Origin of the sequence: Paraburkholderia sp. BR13439 (genome assembly GCF_040948805.1) — a bacterium.
GTDB classification, from domain to species: Bacteria; Pseudomonadota; Gammaproteobacteria; order Burkholderiales; family Burkholderiaceae; genus Paraburkholderia; species Paraburkholderia youngii.
The window spans coordinates 217,954-244,832 of the sequence record NZ_JBFPKN010000005.1 but is presented as its reverse complement, the minus strand read 5'-3'; the positions used below and the strand labels follow the sequence as shown (position 1 = coordinate 244,832).

The 26,879-nt window shown below is 64.9% G+C and carries 20 protein-coding genes; 14 read left to right on the top strand and 6 right to left on the bottom strand.

All coding sequences use genetic code 11. The annotated features are described in order from the left end of the window. Positions 1-2 precede the first annotated feature (2 nt). Both AB3X96_RS12625 and AB3X96_RS12620 read left to right on the top strand, forming a co-directional pair. Positions 3-1,487, top strand: coding sequence for an RNA polymerase factor sigma-54 (locus tag AB3X96_RS12625; protein ID WP_368589997.1), 1,485 nt, complete (start codon positions 3-5; stop codon positions 1,485-1,487). 165 nt (positions 1,488-1,652) lie between these two features. Then, the gene (locus AB3X96_RS12620) at positions 1,653-2,828 is read left to right on the top strand and encodes a pyridoxal phosphate-dependent aminotransferase (protein WP_368589996.1); all 1,176 of its coding nucleotides are present in this window, start codon (positions 1,653-1,655) and stop codon (positions 2,826-2,828) included. A gap of 9 nt (positions 2,829-2,837) precedes the next feature. Here the strand turns inward: AB3X96_RS12620 and AB3X96_RS12615 are convergent, their stop codons facing one another. Further along, on the bottom strand, positions 2,838-3,635 hold the full coding sequence (locus AB3X96_RS12615) for a sulfotransferase (RefSeq protein WP_368589995.1): 798 nt from the start codon (positions 3,633-3,635) through the stop codon (positions 2,838-2,840). A 193-nt stretch (positions 3,636-3,828) separates the two neighbouring features. Beyond that, complete coding sequence (locus AB3X96_RS12610; protein ID WP_368589994.1) at positions 3,829-4,818, bottom strand: ferritin-like domain-containing protein; 990 nt, start codon at positions 4,816-4,818, stop codon at positions 3,829-3,831. Between the two features lie 216 nt (positions 4,819-5,034). Here AB3X96_RS12610 and AB3X96_RS12605 point away from each other — a divergent pair, with 216 nt between their 5' ends. Together AB3X96_RS12605 and AB3X96_RS12600 are read left to right on the top strand one after the other, a co-directional pair. Further along, a complete protein-coding gene (locus AB3X96_RS12605) occupies positions 5,035-6,774 on the top strand; it encodes a peptidase S10 (protein ID WP_368589993.1) in 1,740 nt (579 codons plus the stop codon). A gap of 95 nt (positions 6,775-6,869) precedes the next feature. Further along, positions 6,870-7,616 (top strand): FadR/GntR family transcriptional regulator, encoded by a 747-nt coding sequence (locus AB3X96_RS12600; RefSeq protein WP_368589992.1) that lies wholly within the window; start codon positions 6,870-6,872, stop codon positions 7,614-7,616. Between the two features lie 44 nt (positions 7,617-7,660). Here AB3X96_RS12600 and AB3X96_RS12595 read toward each other — a convergent pair whose 3' ends face one another. Further along, entirely contained in the window at positions 7,661-8,800 is a 1,140-nt protein-coding gene (locus tag AB3X96_RS12595) for a Gfo/Idh/MocA family protein (RefSeq protein ID WP_368589991.1), read from the bottom strand. 3 nt (positions 8,801-8,803) lie between these two features. Continuing rightward, positions 8,804-9,571, bottom strand: a complete 768-nt coding sequence (locus AB3X96_RS12590) for a sugar phosphate isomerase/epimerase family protein (protein ID WP_368589990.1) — start codon at positions 9,569-9,571, stop codon at positions 8,804-8,806. Positions 9,572-9,805: 234 nt separating this feature from the next. On the opposite strand from AB3X96_RS12590, the gene AB3X96_RS12585 reads away from it, so the two are divergent. The 6 genes from AB3X96_RS12585 to AB3X96_RS12560 all read left to right on the top strand — a co-directional run bounded on the left by AB3X96_RS12585 (position 9,806) and on the right by AB3X96_RS12560 (position 17,809). Continuing rightward, on the top strand, positions 9,806-10,798 hold the full coding sequence (locus AB3X96_RS12585) for a LacI family DNA-binding transcriptional regulator (RefSeq protein ID WP_368589989.1): 993 nt from the start codon (positions 9,806-9,808) through the stop codon (positions 10,796-10,798). Positions 10,799-10,997: 199 nt separating this feature from the next. Then, the gene (locus AB3X96_RS12580) at positions 10,998-11,741 is read left to right on the top strand and encodes a (Fe-S)-binding protein (RefSeq protein ID WP_368589988.1); all 744 of its coding nucleotides are present in this window, start codon (positions 10,998-11,000) and stop codon (positions 11,739-11,741) included. Beyond that, entirely contained in the window at positions 11,738-13,141 is a 1,404-nt protein-coding gene (locus tag AB3X96_RS12575; RefSeq protein ID WP_368589987.1) for a lactate utilization protein B, read from the top strand. The genes AB3X96_RS12580 and AB3X96_RS12575 overlap by 4 nt, the downstream gene beginning before the upstream one ends. Further along, entirely contained in the window at positions 13,128-13,712 is a 585-nt protein-coding gene (locus tag AB3X96_RS12570; protein ID WP_368589986.1) for a lactate utilization protein C, read from the top strand. Before AB3X96_RS12575 ends, AB3X96_RS12570 begins: the two co-directional genes overlap by 14 nt. Before the next feature lie 69 nt (positions 13,713-13,781). Then, positions 13,782-15,551 (top strand): VRR-NUC domain-containing protein, encoded by a 1,770-nt coding sequence (locus AB3X96_RS12565; protein WP_368589985.1) that lies wholly within the window; start codon positions 13,782-13,784, stop codon positions 15,549-15,551. Continuing rightward, on the top strand, positions 15,548-17,809 hold the full coding sequence (locus AB3X96_RS12560; RefSeq protein ID WP_368589984.1) for an ATP-dependent DNA helicase: 2,262 nt from the start codon (positions 15,548-15,550) through the stop codon (positions 17,807-17,809). Before AB3X96_RS12565 ends, AB3X96_RS12560 begins: the two co-directional genes overlap by 4 nt. Positions 17,810-17,860: 51 nt before the next feature. On the opposite strand, the gene AB3X96_RS12555 is transcribed toward AB3X96_RS12560, so the two are convergent. Together AB3X96_RS12555 and AB3X96_RS12550 are read right to left on the bottom strand one after the other, a co-directional pair. Further along, positions 17,861-20,467, bottom strand: a complete 2,607-nt coding sequence (locus tag AB3X96_RS12555; RefSeq protein WP_368589983.1) for a mechanosensitive ion channel domain-containing protein — start codon at positions 20,465-20,467, stop codon at positions 17,861-17,863. Between the two features lie 419 nt (positions 20,468-20,886). Next, complete coding sequence (locus AB3X96_RS12550) at positions 20,887-22,314, bottom strand: sigma 54-interacting transcriptional regulator (RefSeq protein WP_368589982.1); 1,428 nt, start codon at positions 22,312-22,314, stop codon at positions 20,887-20,889. Positions 22,315-23,295: 981 nt separating this feature from the next. Between AB3X96_RS12550 and AB3X96_RS12545 the strand changes: the two genes are divergently transcribed. The 4 genes from AB3X96_RS12545 (at position 23,296) to AB3X96_RS12530 (ending at position 26,874) form a co-directional block, all read left to right on the top strand. Continuing rightward, on the top strand, positions 23,296-23,478 hold the full coding sequence (locus AB3X96_RS12545; protein WP_368589981.1) for a hypothetical protein: 183 nt from the start codon (positions 23,296-23,298) through the stop codon (positions 23,476-23,478). 163 nt (positions 23,479-23,641) lie between these two features. Continuing rightward, entirely contained in the window at positions 23,642-23,911 is a 270-nt protein-coding gene (locus AB3X96_RS12540; RefSeq protein WP_368589980.1) for a hypothetical protein, read from the top strand. A gap of 184 nt (positions 23,912-24,095) precedes the next feature. Then, positions 24,096-25,298 (top strand): CpaE family protein, encoded by a 1,203-nt coding sequence (locus tag AB3X96_RS12535; protein ID WP_368589979.1) that lies wholly within the window; start codon positions 24,096-24,098, stop codon positions 25,296-25,298. Between the two features lie 136 nt (positions 25,299-25,434). Continuing rightward, the gene (locus AB3X96_RS12530) at positions 25,435-26,874 is read left to right on the top strand and encodes a nicotinate phosphoribosyltransferase (RefSeq protein ID WP_368589978.1); all 1,440 of its coding nucleotides are present in this window, start codon (positions 25,435-25,437) and stop codon (positions 26,872-26,874) included. Positions 26,875-26,879: the final 5 nt, after the last annotated feature.

Sequence of the window (26,879 nt, the reverse complement as noted above, 5' to 3'; positions counted from 1 at the left end):
CAATGCCTTCAATCGAACTACGCACAAGGCAGTCTCTTGCACTGACGCCTCGTCTTCAGCAGTCGGTGCGTCTCTTGCAATTGTCGGCTCTCGAGTTCCAGCAGGAATTGCGCACGGCGCTCGATACCAATCCGTTCCTCGAATACGACTCATCCGAAGCAGAGGACGTCGCGCTCGCCGGCACGACGCCGTCTGATGGCGAAGACGCCAACGTGTCCGCCGCCGATACGCTAGCCGCCGCCGAGCCGGACGGACAGCCGGCGGAAAACTCCGCCAGCGATACGCTCGAAAGCGCGGGCCAGGACGACATGCCCGCCGATTTTTCCGGCGACTACGGTTCGCGCAGTTCGGCGCGCCAGAACGGCGACGCAGACGGCAGCGACCCGGCTGAATGGGCTCGCTCGCAACCCACGCTGCGCGAGCAGTTGCACGACGCGTTGCGCCTATACCGGCTCGACGACCGCGATCGCGCGGTGGCCCGTTTCATCATCGAGGCACTCGACGAAGACGGGTATATGCGGCAGTCGCTCGCCGACCTCGCCGACAGCGTCGATCTCGAGCCCACGCTTACCGAGGAAGAACTGCTGGTGGCGTTGCGCCTCGTGCAATCGCTCGATCGTCCGGGGCTCGGCGCGCGTTCGCTGTCGGAATGCCTCGCGCTGCAGATCAATGCGCTGCCCGCCAACACGCCGGGGCGCGACGTCGCGCGGCAGATCGCCGAGCATCATCTGGAACGTCTCGCGCGCCGCGAACAGGCCGAGTTGCAAAAGCAGATCGGCTGCAGCGCGGAGGAACTGCGCGTGGCCTGCGCGCTGGTGCGCAAGCTCGATCCGAAGCCGGGCAATTGCTACGGCCGCGCCGAGGATAACTATGTGGTGCCCGACGTGCTCGTGCGTCAGGCACGCAACAAGTGGGTCGTGTCAATCAATCCGGCAGTGCAGCCGCGGGCGCGAATCCATCGCATGTATGCGCAGCTGTTCGCGCAGTCGGCCGGCGCGAGCCGCTCGCCGCTCGCACAGCAGCTGCAGGAAGCACGCTGGCTGATCCGCAACGCGCAGCAGCGCTTCGACACGATCCAGCGGGTGGCCGAATGCATCGTCGCGCATCAGAAGGCCTTCTTCCAGTACGGCGAGATCGCGCTGAAGCCGATGGTGTTGCGCGACGTCGCTGACGAGCTGGGTCTGCACGAATCGACGATCTCGCGGGCGACGGGCAACAAATATATGGCGACGCCGCGCGGCATCTTCGAGTTCAAGCATTTCTTCCCGCGCGAGCTCGGCACCGAAAGCGGCGGCACCTGCTCGGCCGCGGCGGTGCGCGCGCTGCTCAAGGAGATGATCGCCGCGGAGAACACGCGCGATCCGCTGTCGGACGTGACGCTCGCGAAGATGCTCGCGGATCAGGGCGTGCTGGTCGCGCGGCGCACGGTGGCGAAATACCGGCATCTGATGAAGGTGCCGCCGGCGGAACTGCGCCGGCAGCTTTGACGCACCGAAGTTTTAACGGGGGTTTGAAGCAAAGCAGTCGTTCAAACAGCAGTACATTGCGCACAGGGTCATGCGAGGTTGTCCGCTCGCATGACCCTTTTTCGTATCTGGACGTTTCGCCGGCGTGCCTTTACATTGGCGGGTCGAATGGAACGGGTGAGCGCAATGAAGTATTCGAATCTGGTCGAGCGGCTGCAAGGGCGTCGCACGTCGGCGTGGGAAATTCATCGGGTCGCGCAGCAGGCGGCAGCGAGGGGCGAAGACGTGATCGTGCTGAGCGTAGGAGACCCCGAATTCTCGACGCCGGCGCCGGTCGTCGAACGCGCGATCGATGCGCTGCGCGCCGGCGATACGCACTATACGGCGATGGCCGGTCGCGAGCCGCTGCGCGCCGCGATCGCCGCCGAGCACGCGCGTACCACGGGCCGTGACGTGAGCGCGGCCAACGTGGTGCTGACCGCCGGCGCGCAAAACGGCGTGTTCGCGGTGTCGCTGTGCCTGCTCGAAGCCGGCGACGAAGTGATCGTTCCCGAGCCGATGTATCTGACCTACGAGGCCTGCGTGCGCGCGGCGGGCGCGACGCTGGTCGCGGTGCCGGTCGATCCGGCGCGCGCGTTTCACGTCGATTGCGACGCGCTCGCAGCGGCGATCACGCCGCGCACGAAGGCGATCTTCTTCGCGACGCCGTGCAATCCGACCGGCGTCGTGATGCAGCGCGCGGATCTCGAGCGCATCGCGCGGCTTGCGTGCGAGCACGACCTGTGGGTGCTGTCCGACGAGGTCTATGCGGAACTGACGTTCGAACGCGACCATGTGAGCATTGCGTCGCTGCCCGGCATGGCGGAGCGCACGGTCACGATCGGCAGCTTGTCGAAGTCGCACGCGATGGCGGGATGGCGCGTCGGCTGGGCAATCGGGCCGGCGACGCTGATCGAGCACATGGCGCGGCTCGCGCTCGCAATGCTGTACGGCCTGCCGGGCTTCATCCAGCAGGCCGCATTGACGGCATTGGAGAACAGGGCCGAGTTCGTCGCCGATATCCGCGAGATCTACCGGCGGCGGCGCGACGTCGTGTTCGAGCGCTTGCATCGGGTGCCGGGCTTGCGATGCCTGTTGCCCGAAGCCGGCATGTTCGTGATGGTCGACGTCAGCGGGACCGGGCTCGATACGACCGAGTTCACGTGGCAGCTGTTTCGCGCGCGAGGCGTGGCCGTGCTCGACGCGAGCGCGTTCGGGGAAACGGCAAACGGCTTTGTCAGGTTGGGGCTGGTGGTGGGCGAGGATCGATTGATCGAGGCGTGCGACAGGATCGCGCGATTCGTGGAAGGGGTGCGCGGCTGAGAGGCCACCTCAGGCCGCCGCATAACCCAGCCGGCGCGCCTGGCTTCCCGCGAGAGCGAGCAGGGTGTCGTCGCTCGCGGCCGTATTGGGAATCAGATATAGATCGCCGATATCGGTCACCGGATCGCTGAACGGCGTCGGCGAGCGGCGTTGCGAGATCAGGAAGTCGCTGATCGGCGATGCATCCGCGAGGCCGAGAAACTGCCCGATGCTGGCCGCCGTCTCACACGGTTCTTCGATGACCTTCCGGTACGACACGGTCAATGCGTGAGGCGCCGGGATCTCTTCGAAGAATGCGTTGATCTCGCCGACGTATTGCCCCCACACGCGCATGCCGTCTTCGATCGATCCGGTCCAATGCTTGTGCAAGAGCGAATTGGCCACGTGGCGAGGATCACGGTGGATATGAATGAAGCGCGCCTGCGGCAGCAGTTCGCGTATCAGACGCAAGCAGGAACCGGAGCGCGGCAGGCGTTCGATCGAGCCCGTTCGGCCCGACAGTACCGTAGGGTCGGCGTACGACGGATGCTTGTCGCCCCAGATCGGCGCGCCGAACTTCAGTTCTTCGCGATAGAAGCGCTCGACCCACCCGCCCAACGTACGATGGCCGAATGCGAGCAGGCGGTCGCGTGAACTCTCGCCGAGCAGATCGGCGCGATGGCAGCCGACTTCGAGGAAGTCCTTCAGCAATGCAAAGACGCGGCATTCGTTGGTCAACTGGATCAGAGGATGCGCGTTCAGCACGGAACAAAGAAAGGTCGTTCCGGACCTGGGCGAGCCGACGATGAACAGCGGGAAAGACTCCATTGCGCGCTCCTTGTCGTTCGTCTGGGTTCCTAGCTTACGCAAGCCGCATGGCGTCAGCCTGACGCGGGCATGACTCCCGCGCCATTCGCTTCGATGGCGAGTGACTTCGACCGTCAAGCAGCGATTCGCAATTCTCGAATGTGGGGCGCGCGCCGGCAGAACGCGTATGCGTTCCGCGTGGCTTACTCGCGGTTTACCTTTTCTTGCGCACGAACTTCAAGCCGAAGCGCACCAGCCGCGGCATCGTTTCGGGCCGCAACAGCCGTGGGTCATACCCCGCGAAGCGACGTTCGTTTTCCTGAAGACACAGTTGCATCAATTCGGGCACGCTGATATCGACATCCGTCACTGACTGCGCGCCGTTGACCGTGAAGTTGTTATCGTGCTCGTGGACGTTGCCATCGGCATCCATCGCACGCGCGAGCCCGATGCGCTCCCAAATCAGAAACGCCCACACGCCCGCCACCTTGAGCTCGAAGCGGATGCGCTGCCACCACGAAAGCTGCGCGCGATGCCAGGCGACCCAGTTCGCGAACAGCAGAATGTGGCGGCACTCTTCCTGCATCACCGGCTCGAACGTCTCGGTCAGTTCCGGCGGAAACAGGCCCGAGCGCCGCGCCACCTCGAACAGGCCGAACGCGAAGAAGCTGTCGATACATTCGCTATAGCCGGTCACGAGGTAAGCCCGTTCCGTGTCTTTCGGATAGATGTACGGCGGCTCGCTCGCGAGCTCGATGCCATACGCATGCACCATGCGCGACAGCACTTCCTTATGGCGGTTTTCTTCCCACGCGTTGAGAGCGAGCGCGTCGCGCAGGTCGGGGGTGTCGAGCGTCGCCGCGTAGGCGGCCATGCGCAGGCGCGCTCTGCCTTCGGTTTGCACGGCGATGTCCCAGATCGGCAGATCGACGATGCGCTTGAGCGTCGCGGCTTCGAGCGGCGGCCATGCGAGCACGGACGGGCGATACGGATTGAAGGTTTCGCGAAACATGCGGCACATTTCGTGCCGGTGCACGTCCGAGCCGGGCGTCAGCGGGCCGCTGACGGTGCTCGTCCAGTGCCGCATCGCGTGCTCGGCGGCGTCGAGGGTCGAGGCGTCCGGCTGTTCCTGCGGCAGGTGTGGCGCGCGAAAGCCGGGGATCAGCGCGGCGGCGTCGAATGCATCCAGTACCAGTTGGTCCATTGGGTATTCTCGGCAAGGCGACGAAGGCGCTGTCGATTCTGCCATGACTGCGCAGGGGTGCGCCACGTGCAGGAAAAGCGCTTTGTAATGTTTGCGCGTGCCGTGACATCGACGGTTGACGCCGCGCAGACTTGCGTCAAGAATCGAACGCCGGGTTTGCCCCGGAATCCGGCTAGACGGAATTCCAGCGCATTTCGACTCGTCGCGGACGACTTCATGATTCTTCGCTTCTCTTCCTCATTGCGCCGCTTGCTGACAGTGGCATTGCCGGGCGCCGCGCTGACGGTGGCGCTTTCCGTCGCCGCTGTGGTGTCGTTCGGCGAACGGTGCATGGCAGCCGGACAGGCAGATGCGAGGGGAGGCACGGACGCCGCCGCATCCGCGCCGACCGCGCCGCAGGTCGGCGAATCGGGCGAGCCGCACCCGATGACAGCGCGCCCGAACGACGAGCCGCGCAAGCGGACGGCTGCGTCGAATGCACCGGACTCGGCCGACGCGACGGCGAGGCCTCACAACGACAGGGCGTCGGTGCCGGCGATTCCGGTGCCGCCCGAAACCACCAGCGTGACCACGCATTCGCTTCGCTTGAACGGTCGCAAGCTCGACTACACGGCGAGCGCCGGCAATCTGTTGCTGCACGATAAGTCCGGCGCGCCCACCGCGAGCGTGTTCTATGTCGCGTACACGGTGCCGACCAAAACGCCGGCGACGCGTCCGATCACCTTTCTGTTCAATGGCGGCCCAGGCGCTGGCAGCGTATTCCTGATGATGGGCTCGGTCGGCCCGAAGCGGGTGCGCACCGCGAGCCCCGCGAGCACGCCGCCCGCGCCGTACACGCTCGAAGACAACCCCGACAGCCTGCTCGAGGTCTCGGACCTCGTATTCGTCGACGCGGTCGGCGCGGGCCTGTCGAGACCGGTCGGGCATGGCACGGGCAAGGACTTCTGGGGCGTCGATCAGGACGTCAGTGCTTTTGCGCAATTCATCGACCGTTATCTGACGGTGAATCAGCGCTGGAATTCGCCGAAGTACCTGTTCGGCGAATCGTACGGCACCGCGCGCGCGGCGATGCTCGCTTATCAGCTGGGGCAGAACAATATCGCGCTGAACGGCGTGATCCTGCTGTCGTCGGTGCTCAATTCCGCAGCGTTCACGCCCGGCACCGATTTCAAGAGCGTGAGTTATCTGCCGAGTTTCGCGGCGATCGCGTGGTATCACGACAAGGTCGCGCCGAAGCCCGCGAACTTGACGGCGTTTCTCGACGAAGCGCGCGCGTTCGCACGCGGACCGTATGCGCAGGCGCTCGATCAGGGCGATGCGCTGCCCGACGATCAGCGCGACGCGATCGCCGCGCGCGTCGCGTACTTCACCGGTCTCGACGTGGGCTTCGTGAAGCGCAACCGTCTGCGTCTTTATCCGTCGCGCTTTCGAAACGAGTTGCTGCGCAACGAGTCGCGCAGCGTAGGGCGCTACGATGCGCGAGTCGAAGGCCGGAATTACGACGATGCAGCGGAAGATCCCGATTTCGATGCGTCGGTGAACAGCGTGTCGAATGCGTTCAATGCGGCGCTTCATCAGCATCTGTCGGAAGACCTGCATTACACGCCGACCGACCGTTATATGGTGTTCAGCGACGACGCGTTGAAGCAGTGGGACTGGAAACACCGTGAATGGTGGGGCGAACGGCTGGAGCTGCCGTACGCGGGCGGCGATCTGGCCGAAGCGATGCGGCAGAATCCGCAGTTGCGGGTGCTGTCGCTGAACGGCTACTTCGATCTCGCCACGCCGTTCTACGCGACCGAATATGCGCTCGCGCATCTCGGCCTCGACCGGTCGCTGCGCGAGAACGTGCGCATTGCCTACTATCCGACCGGCCACATGGTGTACCTCGACGATGCCGCGATGCACGCGATGAAGCGTGATCTCGTGAGCTTTTATACGGCTCAGCCGCGTTGAGATCGGCGAATCGGCGCACGATGTCGAACGGTATAATTCCACGCACCGTGCAGTAGCCGCGCGCTTCGTCAACTGCGCTTCATCGTTTGCCGCTTATGCCATTCACTCCGATTCCGTCCTTCGCGCGCAAGCGCATTTCCGACGTGATTTCCGACCAGATCAAGCAACTGATCTCGGAGGGCTCGCTGATGCCAGGTGACCGGCTGCCGGCCGAGCGCGATCTCGCGGCGCAGCTCGGCGTGTCGCGGCCGTCGCTGCGCGAGGCTCTGATCAGGCTGGAAGCGGACGGTTACATCGAAACGTCGGGGCGCGGCGGTTTCACGGTGGTCGACGTGACCGCGCCGATCATCTCGAAGCCGCTTGCCGAACTGCTGCTGCAAAATCCGCGTACCAGTGCCGACATTCTGGAGTTGCGCCAGGGGCTCGAAGCGATTTCGACGGTCTATGCCGCGCAGCGCGCGACCGCCACCGACCTGAAGAAAATCCGCGCGGCGTTCGAGGCCTTGAAGGCTGCGTCCTTGTCGCGCGATCGCGCGAATCTCGCCGAACTCGATGCCGCGTTTCATCTGGCGATCGCCGACTCCACGCACAACGTCGCGCTGGCGCACGTGATGCACGGCATTCACACGCTGATTCGCGAGGGCATGCGCCAGTATCATCGCTTGATCGATTACGACGATGCGATGGAAAAGCAGTTGATGAGCCAGCACCAGGCGATTTACGACGCGGTCGTCGCACGCGATGCGCCCAAAGCACGCAAGGCCGCCGAGCGGCATCTGGCCTTCGTGCGCGAGATCTACAAGGACGATGCGACGAAGCCGTCGGCTGCCGTGATTTCCTGAGTTGCCCGGCCACGCGAAACCTCTGGCGACGCAGGCCGGGCGGGTCAGTCGGCGAGAAAAACCTCTTCGCCTCGTCCCAATGGCACGACCACGGGTCGCTGCACGGCGGTGTCGATATCGATGTGCCGCCCCTCGCGCGAAGAGCGTTCGAAGGCATCCAGCACCTCCAGCACATGCAACGCCAGTTCGCCGCTCGCGCGATGCGGCCGATCCCGACGCAACGCCACCGCCATGTCCAGCACGCCCACGGCGCGGTAGTTGGCCACGTGCGCGCCGCTCCTCAACGTGAAGTTGTCGACACCAAAGGGATGATGCTGTGTGTCCAGCGGCTTGAAGCCACTATCACGTTCGGCCACGCGCGGACTTCCGCCAAAGAAATTCGGGTCGACGCCCAACAGGGTGCCTTCGGTGCCATAGATTTCGATGGGCGCACGCTGATGGGCCCACACGTCCCACGAGGCACTCATCGACACGTTGGCTCCGCTCGCAAAATGCAGGATGCCGTTGACCGTCGTGGGCACCTCGACATCGATGATCTGGCCGCGGAGCGGCTCACTGGAGATGATGCGCTGTGGAAAACCGATGCTCGCGCACGCGGTCACGCGCGCTACCGGTCCCAGCAGGTTGACCAGCTGGGTCACGTAATACGGGCCCATGTCGTGAATGGGACCGCCGCCCGGCTTGAAAAAAAACTCTGGATTGGGGTGCCAGGATTCCATGCCGCGGGACAACACGGCCACGGCCCCGCCAATGGCGCGCCCGATGCGGCCAGCATCGAGCGCCTCGCGGCAGGCCTGATGGGCAGCGCCGAAGAAAGTGTCAGGTGCGCAGCCCACGCGTAATCCCGACGCCTCGGCTCGCGCCAGCATCGCGCGTGCGGACGCGAAGTCGGTAGCCAAAGGCTTTTCGAGGTAGACGTGCTTGCCCGCCTCGAGAATCTGCAGGCTTACCGGCGCATGCGCGTGCGGCACCGTCAGGTTGATGACGATTTCGATGTCGGGGTCGGCCAGCAGCGCGTCCACCGTCATCGCGGCAACGCCGTGCTGCGCCGCCTTGGCCCGGGCGGCTTCCGGACGCAAGTCGGCGCAAGCCTTGACGCGCGCGAACTCCGAATTCGCCGCGCCGGTGAAATAGGCATCGCTGATGTTGCCGCAACCGATGATGCCGATGAGGACAGGTTTCATGGATCAGGCTCCGAGCTGGTGCAGATAGGCAAAGGCATTGCGGGCGAAGCGTTCGCCGTCGCTGGGATTGTCATGCTCGGCGGCGAGGAAACGCGCACCCGCTTCGCGGCAGGCCGCGGAGAGCGTGGGCCAATCCATGACGCCGTGACCCACGTCGGCCCAGCCGTCTTCGTCCAGTTTTTCACCCGCGGGCGCGAGGTCTTTCGCATGGGCCGAGACCACACGGCCCGTATAACGACGCAGCCACGGCAGCGGATCGGCGCCGCCGCGAACGAGCCAGGCTACATCCACCTGCCAGCCGAGCGGGCTTGCCCCGGCGGACTCGAACAGCAGTTCCAGCGCCGTGGCGCCGTTCTCTTTCGCTCTCAGTTCCCAATCATGGTTGTGGTAAGCGAGACCGATGCCCTGATCGGCCAGCCGATGAGCGAGCTCGCCCAGCTCGCTGCCGAGCGCCCGCCAATATGCGGCATCACTGTCGCGCTCGGCTGGCGGCACGGCGGGCATGACCAGCTGGGTGAAACCGATCGTCTCGCACGCCGCGATGACTTCTTGCAAACGCTCACGCAGCATGGCCATGCTGAGGTGGCTGGACGAGGCGCTCAGGCCGCGCGCGCGCAGCTTGTTCCGGGTGTCGGCCGCATCTTCCAGCAAGGACCCGATCAGCTCGACCTGGCGAAATCCGGCTTGGGCTGCAATGTCGAACTGCCGGTCGAGGTCGCCCGCATTACGCAGGCTGTAAATCTGGATGGAAATGGGCAAGGCTTGAATCATGGTGGTCAGTCCAAGGAGTCAAGGGATGCGGCACGGATGGGAGCAGCGATTGCAGTGAAGCAGTGCAGGTCAGAGGGTAAGCGCTTTCCTGCTTCTCCGGAACATGGGCTTTACCCCTATGCAGGCAGATAGAGCGACGGCCCCGGCAATCTACGTCTGCCTCTCCACTCAATTTGCTTTCTGAGTAATGCGTATCGGGAAAAAATTTTCCCAGCAGTGCTACAATTGTTACCTATGCGAAGCAAACCCTCTATCGAAGCCGTAGCCCGCGAAGCTGGCGTGTCGATTGCCACGGTGTCGCGTGTGCTCAACGGGACGAAGCCCGTGTCGGCGGCCACGCGTGAGCGGGTCGAGGCGGCTGTGAGCGCACTGGACTACCGCGTCAATCCGTTCGGCCGCAGCCTGAGTACCGGGCAGAGCCGCATTCTGCTGATGCTGATGCCGGACTTCGCGAACCCCTATTACGCCGAGATCGTGCGCGGGGCCGCCGCGGTCAGTCGTCAGGCCGGTTACACGCTGCTTCCGGCCGACCTGGAAGCCTGGGCGGGCACAGCGGACGCGTCGCTGCCGACGCTGCTCGGCAGTCTGAGCGACGGCGTCATCAATCTCGTGCCGATGTCCGACCAGGCAGCCCGGCGCGAGGCGGCGAATGGCAAGCCGTGGGTCAATTGCTCGGAGTTCATGCCCGGTAGTGATGTGCCTTATGTCAGCATCGATCACCGCCAGGCCGCTACGGACGCAGTGCAGTACCTGATCAACAAGGGCCACCGGCGCATCGGCTTCATCACCAGCGATGAGCGCTTCCTGTATGCGCGTCAGCGCCGCGAGGGCTATGACGCGGCACTGTTGCGCGCTGGCCTCGCGCCTGCGCCCGAGCTTGTCTGTGTTACTGGCGACAACAGCTACGCCGCCGGAAGCCAGGCGGCGGCAAGTCTGCTGGCGGTGGTGGACCCGCCGAGCGCGGTGTTCGCCGTGTCGGACACGTTGGCGATCGGCGCGATCAAGTGCTTTAGCAAGGCCGGCCGGCGGGTGCCGCACGACGTGGCGGTAATGGGCTTCGACGATGTGCCCATCGCCGACATCTTCGAGCCGGGGCTGACGACCGTGGCCCAGCCGATGGTCGAACTGGGCGCCGCGGCCGCCGAAATGCTGCTGGCGCTGCTGGACGGCCGACGCCCCGCGCCGCGCATCTTGCAGCATCGGCTGGTGCTGCGGGAGTCGGTTTGAGCGGTGGTGTGGGACAACGAACGCGGCGGCTCGCTTCCGCTGACGGCGGTCGCGCTTACGCTGGCGTGGTGATCGGCGGCGCGAATTGACATCGCCAACTGTCTTTCTTATAGTCTTGGTCAGACCAACATGACCAAGACGGCCAAACGGGCCGCGCCAGTCAATCGACATCATCCCCGCCGCATTTCCTGAAGGTCCTATGAAAGTCGCGCTGTTCATCCCGTGCTTTATCGACGCGTTCTATCCCGAGGTCGGCATCGCGACGCTCGAACTGCTCGAACGTTTCGGCATCGAGGTCGACTATCCGCAACAGCAGACCTGCTGCGGCCAGCCGATGGCCAATAGCGGCGCGCATGCGGACGCCGCCGCCGCCGAGCGACTATTCGCGCGCAACTTCGCCGGCTACGACTACATCGTCGGGCCGTCCGCGAGTTGCATTCATCACGTGCGAGAGCATCTGACCGCGCTCGAGCAGACCGATGAAGTGAAGAAAGTGCGCGCAAGCGCTTACGAGTTGGTCGAGTTTCTGCACGACGTGATCGGCGCGCGCGAATTTCCGTGGGCCGAGTTTCCGCATCGCGTCGGTCTGCACACGAGTTGCAGCGCGCTGCGTCATCTGAGGCAGGCGTCGGCGTCGGAAATTGCCGGCACGCCGTTTTCAAAGCCGCGCGCATTGCTCGAAGGCGTGAGAGGCATCGAGTTCGTCAAGCCGGCGAGGCCCGACGAATGCTGCGGTTTTGGCGGCACGTTCTCGGTCACCGAAGAGGCGGTGTCGGTGCGCATGGGGCAGGACAAGGTGCGCGACCATCTGAATGCGGGTGCCGAGTACATCGTTTCGGGTGATATGTCCTGCCTGATGCACCAACAGGGTTGCGCCGAACGCATGAAGGCCGACGCGCGCTTCATTCATATCGCGCAGGTTCTCAATGGAGCACGCGCATGAGCGGCGACCATCACCGCATCGATCACGCCAAAGCCGCGGGTTCTTTTATCGGCAAAACCGAGCATGTCGCGTTTCACGACAAGCGTCTGTGGGACCTGCGCGAGAAGCGCGACGCGCAGGCGCACGGCATTGCCGAATGGGAAACGTTGCGCTCGCTGGCGTCGGGCATCAAGGAACACACGCTGTCGCATCTGGCCGACTATCTGGAGCAGTTCGCGGCGGCCGCCGCGGCCAATGGCGTGGTCGTGCATTGGGCGGCGAACGCGGAAGAGCACAACGCGATCGTCCACCAGCTGATGTCCGAGCGCGGCATGACGACGCTCGTGAAAAGCAAGTCGATGCTGACCGACGAATGCCGGATGCGCGAGTATCTCGAACCGCGCGGCATTACCGTGATGGAGACGGACCTCGGCGAGCGCATCCAGCAGCTCGATCATCAGGACCCGAGTCATATGGTCGTGCCGGCCGTGCACAAGCTGCGCGCGGACGTGGCCGAGCTGTTCGGCCGCACCATCGGCACCGATCCGAAGAACAGCGACATCCATTATCTGGCCGAAAGCCAGCGCATGAATACGCGGCCGTATTTCGTGCGCGAGAAAACGGCTGGCATGACCGGCTGCAATTTCGCGGTGGCGGAAACGGGCACGGTCGTCGTCTGCACGAACGAAGGCAATGCCGACCTTTCGGCGAACGTGCCGCCGTTGCATATCGCATCGATCGGGATCGAGAAGCTGATACCGAAGGTGTCGGATCTCGGCGTGTTCGTGCGCATGCTGTCGCGCAGTGCGTTGGGTTCGCCGATCACGCAGTACACATCGCATTTTCGTGCGCCGCGGCCGGGCACCGAGATGCATTTCATCCTCGTCGATCATGGCCGTTCCGAACGGCTCGCGATGGAGGACTTCTGGTACTCGCTCAAATGCATACGCTGCGGAGCGTGCATGAATACGTGTCCGGTGTATCGACGCAGCGGCGGCCTGTCGTATGGCGGCACCTATTCGGGGCCGATCGGCGCGATCATCAATCCGACTTTCGATCTGAAGCGCTACAGCGCGCTGCCGTTCGCATCGACACTAAACGGCAGTTGCACGAACGTGTGTCCGGTGAAGATCAACATTCACGAGCAGATCTATAAATGGCGCGCGGTGATCGCCGAGCAGCACGAAGTGCCGTTCGTGAAGCAGGAGGTGCTGAAGATGGCGGGCCGTCTGCTATCGAGTCCGACCTTGTATCGCGCGACGGTGGCGTCGATGGGCAGCGCGTTACGGCGGCTGCCGAATTTCGTGCTGTACAACCCTCTGAATATCTGGGGCCGGCAGCGTGTATTGCCGGAAGCGCCGAAGATGACTTTCCATGCGTGGTACAAAAAGAATCGCGGAGGCGGCAATGACAACGCGTGAGGCTTTTCTTGCCAAAGTACGCGCCGCGCAACCGGCCGCGCGGCCGCGTCCCGACGTGCCGCTGTTCGATGCGGTTGGCGGCGATCTGCGAGCGCGTTTTACAGCGGCGCTGCAAACGATGGGCGGCACTTGCGTCGAGGCGGCAAGCGCGAGCGACGTTAGCGAACTGATTCGCGAGCGTTTTGGCGCGGCGGTATCGATTGCATCGACGAGCGCGCAAGTGCCGGGCACGCGCGTGATCGGCGCGGATACGGACCCCGCGTCGCTGCAGGACGTCGACGTCGGTGTGGTGCGGGCGCGCTTTGGCGTCGCCGAAACCGGCTCGGTGTGGTTCAGCGAGCGCGAATATGTGGTCAATGCCTTGGGCTACATCGTCCAGCATCTGGTCGTGTTGCTCGATCCCGCGCAATTGCTCGATGGACTGCAAGACGTCTATCGTCGCGACGATTTTCGCAGCGCGCGCTACGCGGCGCTGGTTACCGGCCCTTCAGCCACCGCCGATATCGAGGGCGTACTGATTCGCGGCGCGCAGGGCGTGCGTTCGTTGACGCTCGTGTGGCTCGCAGCCTGACGCGCGGCAGTTGCCGCGCCGGACTTTGCTATCATCACTGTATAAACATACAGGTCCTGCACAAAGTCCGTGGCAACCGATGCTCGCTCAGAGATCCGCTCTGAGGCCCCTTACTATCTGCTCAATTTCGAGCGCGCGCTGGCGTGGCTCGCCGCGCGTTACGACGACCTGCTCGACGACGAAGAGCACGCTTTTCTGAGCACTTTCACGTCATTGCCGCAGGCATCGCGTGCGTTGCTGGTGCGCATGCTGATGCGCAAGGGCATGCTGTTTCGCGCGAGCCGCCTCGTTTATGAGGAAATTGGCTGTCCGTTGCAGGCGGCGATGCCGATGACGGTGCATCGCTGGATCGACACCGAGCCGGCTCTGTCGCTCGACGATCTGTTTGCCCTCAGCACACGTGCGCAATTGCTGGAGCTGTTCGCGGACGCGATCGCGCGAATTCCCGGCGCAAGGGCATTGCGCAAACCGGATCTGCTCGAAACGCTGCGCGCGTTTTACGAAGCTGAAAGCGGCGAAGCGCAAGCATGCCCATCACGTCCGCTCGCCGCGTGGCACGACGCCACTACGGACCGCGTGCTGCACGTTGCGATCGCGCCGTTGTGCGATCGCTTGCGGCTGATGTTCTTCGGCAATCTATATCAGGACTGGTCGGAGTTCGTACTCGCCGATCTTGGCGTGTTCCAGTACGAGAAGGTCGCGTTCGGACCGTCGTCGCGCGCATTCCAGAAACGCGCGGACATCGACGCTTATCTCGCGCTGCACGCGTGCCGCGAAGCGCTCGAATGGCTACCGGCCGACACCGGCGCCGCCACGCTTGAAGAACTGATCACGACCGTCCGCTCGATCGATACTGCGAATCCGTGGCTGGAAACGCGTCGCGCGAAACTGCTGTTCCGGATCGGCCAGGAGTGCGAGCGGCGCGAACAGTGGAGCACCGCACTCGAGGCGTACGACGCATGCGCGTGGCCGGGTGCGCGTCATCGACGCATGCGCGTGCTCGAGCGCAGCGAGCGTGACGGCGAAGCGCTCGCGCTGGCTTTGCAGGCCGATGCAGCGCCCGAGAGCGAAGAAGAAGCGCAGCGTGTCGCCCGGATGTTGCCGCGCCTGCGGCGCAAATGCGGCGTGCCTGTGCCGCGCGCGGCGGCGGCACGGCCTGTGGAGCGCGGCACGCTGGTGCTGCCGAAGCCTGACACGCCGGTGCCCGTCGAATACGTGGTGCGCGATCATCTGAGCAGCGACGCCGCGCCGGTGCACTACGTCGAGAACGCGCTGATCAATTCGCTGTTCGGCCTGCTGTGCTGGGAGCCGGTGTTCGCGGCGCTGCCCGGCGCTTTTTTTCATCCGTTCCAGCGCGAACCGGCCGATCTGCACGCGCCGGATTTTTGCGCGCGTCGCGCCACGCAGTTCGCGGCGTGCTTCGCGCAGCTCGATAGCGGTGTCTATCGCGACACGATTCTGCGGCATCTGCATCAGAAGACCGGCATGCAGTCGCCGTTCGTATTTTGGGGACTGTTGACGCCCGAACTCGTCGCGCTCGCGCTCGACTGTCTGCCCGCCACGCATCTGAAGCTGTGGTTCGAGCGCTTGCTGCGCGACATTCGCGGCAATCGTTCCGGCTTGCCCGACCTGATCCGGTTCTGGCCGGCCGAGCGTCGCTATGAATTGATCGAGGTGAAAGGCCCCGGCGATCGTCTGCAGGACAATCAGATCCGCTGGCTCGCGTACTGCGCGCAGCACGGCATGCCGGTGCGCGTCGTCGATGTGCGCTGGGCCGGGCAAGAGGCGCAGGGCGAAGCGGACGTCGCGACGCGAGCCGAAGCGGAGCGCGTCGTATGAGCTACGTGGTAGCTGTCCGCGCGATGTGCGAATTCACCGCGCGGCGCGGCGATCTCGATCTGCGCTTCACGCCCGCGCCGACTTCGCTCGAAGGCATTGCCGGTCATCAGATGGTCGCCGGCCGTCGCGGGGGCGGCTACGAAACCGAACTCACGCTGACGGGCACGCATCGCAGTCTGACCGTGCGTGGCCGCGCGGACGGCTACGATCCAATCGCGAACCGGCTCGAAGAGGTGAAGACCTATCGCGGCGATCTCGCCCGCATGCCCGCCAATCATCGCGTGCTGCACTGGGCGCAGGCGCTCGTCTATGGGCATCTGCTGTGCGAGGCGCGCGGGCTCGCCGAGCTGACGGTTGCGCTGGTGTACTTCGATATCGGCAGTCAGAAGGAAACCGTGCTGACACAGCAGCACAGCGCGCGCGAACTCGAAATCTTCTTCGTCGACCAGTGCGAACGATTTCTCGATTGGGCCGTGCAGGAAGACGCGCATCGCGCTGCGCGCAATGCGGCGCTCGTCGAGTTGCAGTTTCCGTATGGGCAGTTTCGCCGTGGGCAGCGCGAGCTCGCGGTAGCGGTGTATCGTGCGGCGCGCGACGGCAAGCCGTTGATGGCGCAGGCGCCGACCGGCATCGGCAAAACGCTTGCGACGATTTTTCCGTTGCTCAAAGCCTGCGGCGAAGACCGGCTCGATCGCGTGTTCTTTCTGACCGCGAAGACGCCGGGCCGCGCACTTGCGCTCGACGCGATCGATTCGCTGCACCATAGCGCGCCGCTGCCGCTCAGAACGCTCGAACTCGTCGCGCGCGACAAAGCCTGCGAGCATCCGGACAAAGCCTGCAACGGCGAGTCATGTCCGCTCGCGCGCGGCTTTTACGATCGTCTCGATGCGGCGCGCGCCGCGGCGCTCGCGACGCCGCGGCTCGATCGCGCGGCGGTGCGCGAGGCCGCGCTCGCGCACGACGTGTGTCCGTACTATCTGGCGCAGGAGCTCGCGCGCTGGGCCGACGTGATCGTCGGCGATTACAACTACTACTACGACGCGAGCGCGATGCTGCATGCGCTCGCGCAGATCAATCAGTGGCGCGTGGGCGTGCTGGTGGACGAGGCGCACAACCTGCTGGAACGCGCGCGGCGCATGTATACCGCGTCGCTCGATCAAAGTGCGATCCGGCTCGCGCGCAACAGCGCGCCGGCGGCGCTGAAGAAGCCGCTCGAACGTTTGCAGCGCGAATGGAATGCGCTGAAGCGCGCGCAGACGGCCAGCTACCAGGTGTACGCGGAGATCCCCGGAAAGTTGCTATCCGCCGCGCAGAATCTGATTGGCGCAGTGACCGATCAGCTCGCCGACGCGCCGTTGTCGATCGACGAACACGCGCTGCGCTTTTTCTTCGATGCGATGCACTTCGTCGCGCTCGCCGAGCAGTTCGGCGAGCACTCGATGTTCGACGTGACATTGAGCGCCGACCGTTACGCGCCGCGCGACAAGACCAGTGCGACGCTATGCGTGCGCAACGTGATCCCCGCGCCGTTTCTCGCGCCACGCTATGCGGCCGCGCGTACCACGGTGATGTTCTCCGGCACGCTGAATCCGCAGCATTTCTATCGCGACACGCTTGGGCTCGCAGACGACACGCAATGGCTCGATGTCGAAGGACCGTTTCGCGCGGAGCAGTTGCAGGTGCACGTAGCGGCTCATGTATCGACGCGCTGGCGTGATCGCGAGCGCTCGCTCGCGCCGATCGTCGAACTGATTGCGAAGCAGTACGACACGCAGCCCGGCAATTATCTCGGGTTCCTGAGCAGTTTCGATTATCTGCAACGCGTGGTCGCGCTGCTGCGCGAGCGGCATCCCGGCTTGCCGGTGTGGACGCAGGAGCCCGGCATGGACGAAGCCGCGCGTGATGCGTTTCTCGCGCGCTTCAGGACGATGAATCAGGGGATCGGCTTCGCGGTGCTCGGCGGCGCGTTTTCGGAGGGAGTGGATCTGACCGGACAGCAACTGATCGGCGCGTTCGTTGCGACGCTCGGTCTGCCGCAGGTCAACGACGTCAACGAGCAGATGCGCCGTGCGCTCGATGCGCGCTTCGGCAATGGCTACGACTATATGTACCTGTACCCGGGATTGCAGAAAGTCGTGCAGGCGGCGGGGCGCGTGATTCGCACCGAACAGGATCGCGGCGTCGTGCATCTGATCGACGACCGCTTTCGCAGGCCGGAAGTGCGGCGCCTGTTGCCGCGCTGGTGGCAGGTTCGCTAGCGCTGCGCGGCGCTAGCGAACCTTTACGCGTGCGACGCGCGGCGTGTCACGTCACGCGTGCGGCGAGGTCGAGCCCGGATTGGCGGGCGTACCGGGGCCACCGGCCGGGCTCGGATCGACGGGGATCTGATCGTCGAGCGGCGCGTCGCCCTTGTGCGGAGTGTGCTCGCCGCCATCAGGCTGTCCAACGTGGTGGATGCGCGGCACGCCCGCATCGACCTTGGCCTTGCTCGCCGGGTCCCACGTGAGCAGATGACGCTGCGGATTCGCGATCTCGATGCCGAGCTCGCTGAAGCGCTCGAGGATGCGCCGGTTGAACTCGCGTTGGACGCCCCAGCGCGACGTATCGCGGCATTGCATCTGGCCGGCCAGCGTGATCGCCGAACCGTCGACCGCATCGACGCCCCAGAACGAGAAGTCCGCCAGGATGCCGTCCTTGAACTTGTCATCCGCGCGCAGCGATGCGCCGATTTCCTTCAGCGTGTCGATCGCGCGCTCGACGTCCTGGCCGAACACGATATTCACGCGCACCGCCGCGTTGCCGATGCCGCGATTCGTGTTGTTCACGGTCGACACCGAACTGAACGGCACCGTAAACAGCGAGCCGTCGCTGCCGCGTAGGCGCACGGTGCGAATCGACAGATATTCGACGGTGCCCGACACGCCCGCGAGCGTAACCCAGTCGCCGACCTGCATCGCGTTTTCCATCAGCAGGAAGATGCCGGTGATGAAATCCTGCACCAGCTTCTGTGAGCCGAAGCCGAGGGCGACGCCGAAGATGCTCGCGCCCGCGAGCAGCGGCCCGATGTTCACGCCGAGTTCGCTTAGTCCCGTCAGCACGACGACGAGCGCGATCACGCAGAACAGCGCGCTGCGCAGCATCGGCATCAGCGTGCGCAGCCGCGCGGCGCGCACCAGATCGCCGCTGCTCGTCCAGTCGTCGAGGCGGCGCTCGGCCGACACGTTGACCACCTCCCACACCACCAGCGCGATGATCGCTGCGACCGCGATCGTCGCGAGCGCCGAGGCGAGGCGGTGGCCGATCGTGCCGCTGCGGAACAGATCGACGACATCGACGCCCCACGCCTGCAACAGCACGAACGCGGTGACAATGCCGATGACCCAGCCGATCACGCGCCGGAGCGCCGGATAGTATCGATACGCGTGCTGATGCACGAGCGAGCGCGACGCTTCGTCCTGCACGTGGAAGATGCGCGCGAGCGCACCGAAGATCACGATCGACACGAGCCGCGCGCCGATCAGAATCGCGAGCGTCATGCCGCCGATATTCACGAGCGCGTGATAGCCGTTCTGTACGTCGAAGGCCCACACGAACCACAGGCCCATCACGATGACCACGGCAACCCAGGCCCACGCGTCCGCGAGCGCGTTGCCGAACATCTGCAACGACTCGTGCGCGGAAAAGCGAATGCGAATCCGGTTAGCAACCGGCTTCGCACAGCGCAGCACGAGGATCGAGATCATCACGTGACCGACCAGCGCGACCACTTTCAGCAGCGCGAGATGCGCGGCGTCGTTCATCCCGAGCGCCTGCGCGACTTCGGCTAGCGCGACGCCGGCGCCGACCACGCCGACGATTCGCACGATCCAGCCGAGGATGAACGCGGCCCACGCATCGCCCATGCGCAGCAGCCGCAGACGCGGCGCGCTCGGCTGCAGGAAGAACGCGCCGACGATCACGACGCAGCGGCACACCACATAGACGTCGATCAGCGAATCGAGGGCGCGGTCCTGCGGCGTGCCGTTGTCGGTGATGATCGAAATCACCGCGCTTGCCGCGGCGACGAACACGGCAAGCGGAATCAGCCTGACCAGCGTGATAAGCAACGAGCGCGGCAGACGTTGCAGCAGCGTCCAGTGGTGCGTCGCGTTGCGCTTGCCTTCGGCTTCGATCGCGCGGCCTTTCTCGGACGGCGTCGCGTACGGCGCGGCGGGGCCAGTGGCGACGGCTTGCGCCTCTGCCTCGAGCACCGGCGGCACCGACGACCGAGCGGGCAGCGGCGGCGTGTTCGTCGGCGTATGACCGGCCGGCGCGGCGCCGTTGTCATCCTGCTGTGCGGCTTCGCGGCGCGCGGCGATCGCCCGGTAGACCCGCCGCAGCAGCCGGCGCGTCAGCCATTCGAGCAACAGTGCGGGAATCAGCGCGGCGAGCAGCGACGACAGCACCTTGAGCAGCACCACGCGCGCGTGCGGGTTGGCGAACTGCCAGTTCCACCACGCGCGCACCGAAGCGACATCGAGCAGCGCGGCGACCGAGCCGCGCAGCGAAGTCGCGAGATAGCCGGCGTAATGCGCGCCCTGACGCGCGATCTGCGATGCGAGGCCATTGCTTTTGAACGCGGCCGGCACGAGCGAGGCTGCTCCGCTGGCGGCGGCCGGTGCCGACGCGGCCGCCAGCGCGGAAGCGGGCGGCGCGCTCAACGCGCCGGCCGCGGCGATCGCCTGCAGCGTATCGGCGACCTGCGCGCGGCGTTTGGGGTCGTTCAGGACGGAGAGCGCGTCGCGAGCCTGCTGAGGTGTCAGCGTGACGGCGGCGGAAGCGGGCGTGGAATGGGCGGGCTCAGGCGCGGCGGCGAACACGGGCGCCGCGCCGGCGACCAGAAAAATGAAAAAACAGATACGGAGAAATTTTTGCATGGGGGTGTAGAGCGAGACGAAGCCAGGGCGGACGATTGTGCCGGAACGCAGGGCTGTTTCAGCGCGGCGACCCCGGACGGACACGGGTTCGGGCGCTGAAGTTCCTGCGGCGGAGGCCCGCCGGACGGGCGAAAGGGCCGCGAGGGCGGCGCTCGCCGGATGGGGCGTTGAGCCGATAGCATAGCCGATGATGGCCGGCAGGCCTGGCGAAGTGGGCAGAAAGCCTGCCCGGAAGGCCCCGTGGGCGAGGCCTCGCAAGGGGTAGGAGGCCGCTTGCCGGGTGGCAATGCTGGCGGTGACGCGGGGACGCGCCGTATGACTACGCTAGCTGCAAGAAGAGCGCTTGTGAGTCTTCATCGATCAATTGCTGTCACCATGCGCTGCTAAGCGTTCACTGCAAAAAACGCTTGAATCCGCGCTCATGCCAACGACGAGGTCTGGCGCTCGGCTTCGTCGCCGGCATCGGGACCGCTGCTCGCGCCGCGTCCGGGTGGCTCCTGATGCAGCCGGTTCGCGTGCATCAGCCGGTACAGCGTCGCGCGCGAAATGCCGAGTTCGGCGGCCGCATCGGACAGCTTGTAGCCGTGTCGCAGCAGCGCATTCTCGATCGCATCCTTTTCGGCCTTGCTGCGGATTTCCGCGAGCGTGACCGCCGGGCCATTGTCGGCCTCGGGCAGGCCCAGGTCGCTCGCCGTGATGAAGCGGCCCTCGCTCATCACGACCGCGCGGCGCACGCAGTTGATCAGCTCGCGCACGTTGCCGGGCCACGGATAGTTCGACATGGCGACGATCGCGTCGCTCGACAGCCCGCGCAGCTTGCGCGCGCCGTCCTGCTTGTACATGCTGAGCGCGTAATTGGCGAGCAGCTTGATGTCGCCGCCGCGCTCGCGCAGCGGCGGCTCGACGAGTCGCAGCACGCACAGCCGGTGATAGAGGTCTGAGCGGAAACGGCCGTCCTCGACGGCGCGCTCCAGGTCGACGTGGGTGGCCGAGATCACCCGCACGTCGACGCTGATCGGCCCGTTGCCGCCAAGCCGCTCGATCGTGCCTTCCTGCAGGAAGCGCAGCAGCACCGCCTGACATTCGTGCGGCATGTCGCCGATTTCGTCGAGAAACAGCGTGCCTTCATGCGCACTCTCGATGCGGCCGATCTTGCGTTGCAGCGCACCGGTAAATGCGCCGCGCTCGTGGCCGAACAGTTCGGCCTGCAACAGGCTCGGCGGAATCGCCGCGCAATTGATCGCGACGAACGTGCGGCCCGCGCGCGGCGAGCGATCATGAATAGCACGAGCGGTCAGTTCCTTGCCGGTGCCCGATTCGCCTGCGATGAACACGGGTGCGTCGGTCACGCCGCATTTGTCGATGCGCCGGTAGAGCTGCTGCATCGGCTCGCATTGACCGACCATGCCGTGACGGCCGACCGACGGCTCCGGAGCGACGCGCGGCTGACGCAGGTTCGACAGCCCATGAGCATGGCCGAGCGCGAACACGAGCCGCTCGTTGAGCCACGGCTGCGTGACGAAGTCGAAGCAGTAATCGAGGATGAAACGGCTGACCAGTTCGTTGTCGGCCTGGCCCGGCACGATCTGCGCGACCCAGTTGGTCTCGACGCGGCGCATGCACAGCGCGAACGCGGATAGCTGCTGAGACGTGCAATCTTCGGGCAACTGAACGAGACCAACCTTGATGTTGCCGCGTTCGATCATGCGTTCGGCCACGGCCGTGCTTTTTGCGTGCACGGCTTGCCATCCCGACGCGGCCAGAAACTCGGCGAGTTTCTGGTCGGGCGCGTTCGCCACGTACAGAACGGTGCGTTCCGTGTCGGCCAGCGTGCAAGTCGTAGTCATGATTCCCCCCGTTCGATCCTCAGGACTGCTGTGCGGCGTTGTGAGATTCAGGCGGCCAGTTACTGCACTCCGGCTGCGACGCATTCACGGCAGCAGCGAACACGAACAAGGGACACTTCAAGCGCGGCGCGAACCGGAACGCGCTGCATGGCGGACCGATTCATGCAATGGCGGTGACCTTGTCGTTCATTGCTGAAACTGCCCGGCGACTTTATCCCCGAATCGTGAAAACCACTTGAACCGTGGCTTGCCTCGTTGACCTGATACAAGCGCTCTGATTGGCGCATGGCCTAACGATAAGCGAAAGCGCCTGAAAGCGCCAGATAAAAGAATCATGGATCAGGAATGCGTGTTGGCTTTCGGATTAACATGGATCACTAATAAATAAACGGTCAAGGTCGGTTATGCGAGGAATCGCACATTGCTTAGCAATTGCCCTGGTATTAAGGCGTGACTAAAACTGACGAAGCGTAAGCAGTCGTGTTTCACAGTTGCGACAGATTGGACAGCACGAGTCGACTGCGCTTTGCGGTGCCGGGCGGGACGCTTTTCCAACCTCGAGGAACGGCGAAGCCGCGTGTAGCCGGCCTTGCGGCCAGCCTGGAGGCTGGCGAGAGGCAGCGGGGAGCGCGCTTTGCCGCCAACGCGCGGCGAATTGGCGTGTCACAAACGAATCAATGCGCGCTGCGCCAAAAATCGGGCAGGCTCGCGCCGCGTCGAAAGCAAGCCGATTTCACGGCAGCGTGAAGCTTTGACGGGCGCCTTACCGATTGTTAAGCGGGTTGGCATAAGCGTTGCAATAAGGTCTGCACAGAAAAATGTTTTGCAGCCAGGTCGACGGTACGGGGAAAAACCGGATTAAAAAAGACTGGCGGTAAAAAGCTCACTCGCAGGCATGGTCGGGGAAGCCATCAAGTGTCTGCGGAAGCGCGGCGGGGCCTTATTAAATACGTGAGAAAAACGGTTGAGTGGCGGACCGGTATGACGGCCATTCAAAACCGGACGAAAAAAGGCATCGACTTCGCCGTTTTTCCTTTTCGACTTTTTTGTCCTGACGACGCGAAAAGGATGGCGATAACGACAGGCAACGCGCTGGCGACGTTCGCGAGCGACGCGCCGCAAAGGGAAGGGGCAGCGCCGGATCGGGACCGGCCGGCGCGATGAAGCGGGGAGAGAGGCCATCGTCTCCACAGAGAGACGAATGTACGAGGTGAACCAGGGGCCGTGTCCGTGGGTTGGCACGGGCACGGCATCCTGACCCGACGGCCGGGGCGCTGCAGCGAAGCGGCGTAACCTGGCGCAAATCCGATCGACATCGGGGGCTGTCATGAAACCACTACTGATTCGCAGGCCGGCCGCTTCGGAGGGAACGGGGCGCATTGACCGGCGCTATGTCGCGGCGTCGCGCGCGCGCTTTTTCGCGCAAGCGGCGGGCTCGTCGGTCAATCTGCTGACGCTTGTCGTCGCCGAGGCGCTCGAGCGCCGCGCGCAGGCCGAGATCCGTCGCGGCATGCTGCGCGACAGGCTGTACGAGATGCCGGTGCGCGCCGAACGCAGCGCGGCGCATCGGCGTGACGACGATGAAGACGACGTTTGACGCCTGCTGCTCGATACCGGCTCGCGACGGCCGTACAGGAATTCGATAGCACCGTTTGCCGGCTCATGGTTTTCACGGAGGAGCGCCGCGGTAAGGAGTTCGCGCCGAAACCTGCGTCGTCAATCGTGAACAGACGACTTGAATAAAAACCCGCGCATGACGCGCCACGCGCCGCAGAGCTGCCATGATCGACATCTTCCTGATTGCCGCGAGCATTGAAAACGCGCAGCGCATCGTCGTGCGGCTCGAACAGAGCGGCGTGCGTTATCGGCTGCACACCGCGTACGGTTCGGCCCGGCAACTGCCGATCCACGCGCGCATGCTCCGCACAGCCGACCTGCTGATCGTCGACGACGCCCGTCTGAACGTCCGCGGACTCGACTGCGTCGAGGAAGCGCTCGCCTGCGCGCCGATGCTCCATTGCATGCTGGTGACGCCGGCGCCGTCCAGCGCGCTGATCGGCGCGGCGCTGCGCGCGGGCGTGCGGCAGGTGCTGTCGTGGCCGCTCGACGCTCACGCCGTCGCCGATGCGCTCGCGCAGATCGAAGCGCGGCGTCGCGCGCCCCAGCGGCGCTGCGCGCGCGTGGTCACCCTCGCGTCGAGCAAGGGCGGCAGCGGCACCACGCTGATCGCGGTCAACCTCGCGTGCGCGCTCGCGGCGCGGCGTGAGCGGCGCGTGCTGCTGATCGACCTGAGCCAGCAATTCGCCGACGCGAGCCTGCTGATGGCGAATCGCCCGCCGCCGATGACGCTCGCCGATCTGTGCTCGCGCAATGAGCAACTCGACGCGGCGCTGTTCGACGCATGCGCGATGCACGTGCGCCCGAACCTCGATCTGCTCGCCGGCGCCGGCGATCCGCTGAAGGCCGCCGAACTGCTGCCCGGCCAACTCGAGCGGATTCTGACGCTGGTGCGCCAGCGCTACGACGCGGTGCTGATCGACGTCGGCCCGAGCCTGAATCCGTTGACGATCCGCGCGCTCGCGCATAGCGACGCGATCTGCATGGTGGTGCGGCAGAACCCGCTGTACCTGCATGGCGCGCGCCGCATGCTCGATATCTTTCGCGAGCTGGGGCATCCGGCCAGCAAGGTGCGGGTCGTCGTCAATCAGTACGACAAGGACGCGCAGATCAATCTGCCGATGCTCGAACGCACGCTCGGCGCAAGGGTCGCGCATCAACTGCCGCGCGACGATCGGCACGTCGACGAGGCGCTGAGCCTCGGCGTGCCGCTGGTCGCGTGCGCGCGCGACAGCGGGCTCGCGCAAGGCATCGGCCTGCTCGCGAACATGCTGTGGCCGGCGGGTGCGGAGCGCCGCAGAAGCATGCTCGGCCGGCTGCTCGCGACGTGGCCGAATCTGCCGCCGCAATTGAAGCCAGGGGTCTAGGCCGACGACGAGCGCTATCGCGCATACCGTAGTAAGGTGAGATACAGGGTCATCTCCCAGCCTATTCTGAAGAGGTAGAGCGGCTCGCGCCGTCCGGTCACTCGAGCGAGAAAATCACGTGAGCGCAGCACCGTCCATGCAAAACGCGCAGGGTTTCAGCGACCTCGCGTCGATCCTGTCCAATCCGATTCTGAATACGGATTCGTACAAGGCATCGCACTTTCTACAATATCCGCCCGACGCGACGGCAATGTTCTCGTATATCGAATCGCGCGGCGGACGTTACGAGCGCACGCTGTTCTTCGGCTTGCAAATGCTGCTGAAGGAATACCTATGCCGGCCGGTCACCGGCGCGATGATCGACCAGGCGCGCGCGTTCTTCAGCGCGCACGGCGAGCCGTTCAACGAAGCGGGCTGGCGCTACGTCGTGCAGCAATATGGCGGCCATCTGCCGGTGCGGATTCGCGCGGTGCCCGAGGGCTCGGTCGTGCCGACGCACAACGTGCTCGTCACTGTCGAATGCGACGATCCCCACGTGTTCTGGCTCGCGTCGTATCTGGAGACGATGCTGATGCGCGTGTGGTATCCGATCACGGTCGCGACACAAAGCTGGCATCTGCGCCAGACGATCCGCGCAGCTCTGCTGAAAAGCAGCGACGATCTCTCGCAGTTGCCGTTCAAACTGCACGATTTCGGTGCGCGCGGCGTGTCGAGCGCGGAGTCGGCCGCGATCGGCGGCGCGGCGCACCTCGTCAGCTTCATGGGCTCGGATACGGTGCTCGGCGTGGTTGCGGCGAATCACTACTACCACGACAGCATGGCCGCGTTCTCGGTGCCGGCGGCCGAGCACAGCACGATCACGGCGTGGGGCCGCGAGCGCGAAGTCGACGCGTATCGCAACATGATCGCCCGCTTCGGCAAGCCGGGCGCGATCGTTTCGGTGGTGTCCGACTCTTACGACCTGTTCGCCGCGCTGAACGCATGGGGCGGCGAGTTGAAGCAGGCCGTGCTCGATTCCGGCGGCACGCTGGTGATTCGCCCGGATTCCGGCGATCCTTGCACGATCGTGCTGTACACGCTGCGCTCGCTGGAGGCGTCGTTCGGCTCGCAGACGAACAGCAAGGGGCGGCGCGTGCTCGACCACGTACGTGTGATCCAGGGTGACGAGGTGAACCCGGATTCGATCCCCGCTATTCTTGCCGCGATGGACGAGGCCGGCTTCGCCGCCGACAACATCGTGTTCGGCATGGGCGGCGCGCTGTTGCAGAAGATCAACCGCGATACGCAGCGCTTCGCGATGAAGTGCTCCGCGATCCGGCTCGGCGACACGTGGCACGATGTGTCGAAGGACCCGGTCACGGATCACGGCAAGCGCTCGAAGAAAGGCCGGCTCACGTTGCTGCGCCATCGCAGCAGCGGCGAGTACCGGACGGTCAGGTTGCCGATCGTGTGGGACGAGCGCACGGTGGCGGGCGAGTGGGACGAAGTGCTCGAGACGGTGTTCGATACGGGCCGCTTGCTGGTTGATACGTCGCTGGCCGAGATTCGAGGCCGCGCCTATGCGGAGGAAGTTTGATCCAG

Coding starts and splice junctions, on each gene's coding strand:
- AB3X96_RS12625 (WP_368589997.1), top strand. CDS start 3: ATGCCTTCAATCGAACTACGCACAAGGCAGTCTCTTGCACTGACGCCT.
- AB3X96_RS12620 (WP_368589996.1), top strand. CDS start 1,653: ATGAAGTATTCGAATCTGGTCGAGCGGCTGCAAGGGCGTCGCACGTCG.
- AB3X96_RS12615 (WP_368589995.1), bottom strand. CDS start 3,635: ATGGAGTCTTTCCCGCTGTTCATCGTCGGCTCGCCCAGGTCCGGAACG.
- AB3X96_RS12610 (WP_368589994.1), bottom strand. CDS start 4,818: ATGGACCAACTGGTACTGGATGCATTCGACGCCGCCGCGCTGATCCCC.
- AB3X96_RS12605 (WP_368589993.1), top strand. CDS start 5,035: ATGATTCTTCGCTTCTCTTCCTCATTGCGCCGCTTGCTGACAGTGGCA.
- AB3X96_RS12600 (WP_368589992.1), top strand. CDS start 6,870: ATGCCATTCACTCCGATTCCGTCCTTCGCGCGCAAGCGCATTTCCGAC.
- AB3X96_RS12595 (WP_368589991.1), bottom strand. CDS start 8,800: ATGAAACCTGTCCTCATCGGCATCATCGGTTGCGGCAACATCAGCGAT.
- AB3X96_RS12590 (WP_368589990.1), bottom strand. CDS start 9,571: ATGATTCAAGCCTTGCCCATTTCCATCCAGATTTACAGCCTGCGTAAT.
- AB3X96_RS12585 (WP_368589989.1), top strand. CDS start 9,806: ATGCGAAGCAAACCCTCTATCGAAGCCGTAGCCCGCGAAGCTGGCGTG.
- AB3X96_RS12580 (WP_368589988.1), top strand. CDS start 10,998: ATGAAAGTCGCGCTGTTCATCCCGTGCTTTATCGACGCGTTCTATCCC.
- AB3X96_RS12575 (WP_368589987.1), top strand. CDS start 11,738: ATGAGCGGCGACCATCACCGCATCGATCACGCCAAAGCCGCGGGTTCT.
- AB3X96_RS12570 (WP_368589986.1), top strand. CDS start 13,128: ATGACAACGCGTGAGGCTTTTCTTGCCAAAGTACGCGCCGCGCAACCG.
- AB3X96_RS12560 (WP_368589984.1), top strand. CDS start 15,548: ATGAGCTACGTGGTAGCTGTCCGCGCGATGTGCGAATTCACCGCGCGG.
- AB3X96_RS12555 (WP_368589983.1), bottom strand. CDS start 20,467: ATGCAAAAATTTCTCCGTATCTGTTTTTTCATTTTTCTGGTCGCCGGC.
- AB3X96_RS12550 (WP_368589982.1), bottom strand. CDS start 22,314: ATGACTACGACTTGCACGCTGGCCGACACGGAACGCACCGTTCTGTAC.
- AB3X96_RS12545 (WP_368589981.1), top strand. CDS start 23,296: ATGACGGCCATTCAAAACCGGACGAAAAAAGGCATCGACTTCGCCGTT.
- AB3X96_RS12540 (WP_368589980.1), top strand. CDS start 23,642: ATGAAACCACTACTGATTCGCAGGCCGGCCGCTTCGGAGGGAACGGGG.
- AB3X96_RS12535 (WP_368589979.1), top strand. CDS start 24,096: ATGATCGACATCTTCCTGATTGCCGCGAGCATTGAAAACGCGCAGCGC.
- AB3X96_RS12530 (WP_368589978.1), top strand. CDS start 25,435: ATGCAAAACGCGCAGGGTTTCAGCGACCTCGCGTCGATCCTGTCCAAT.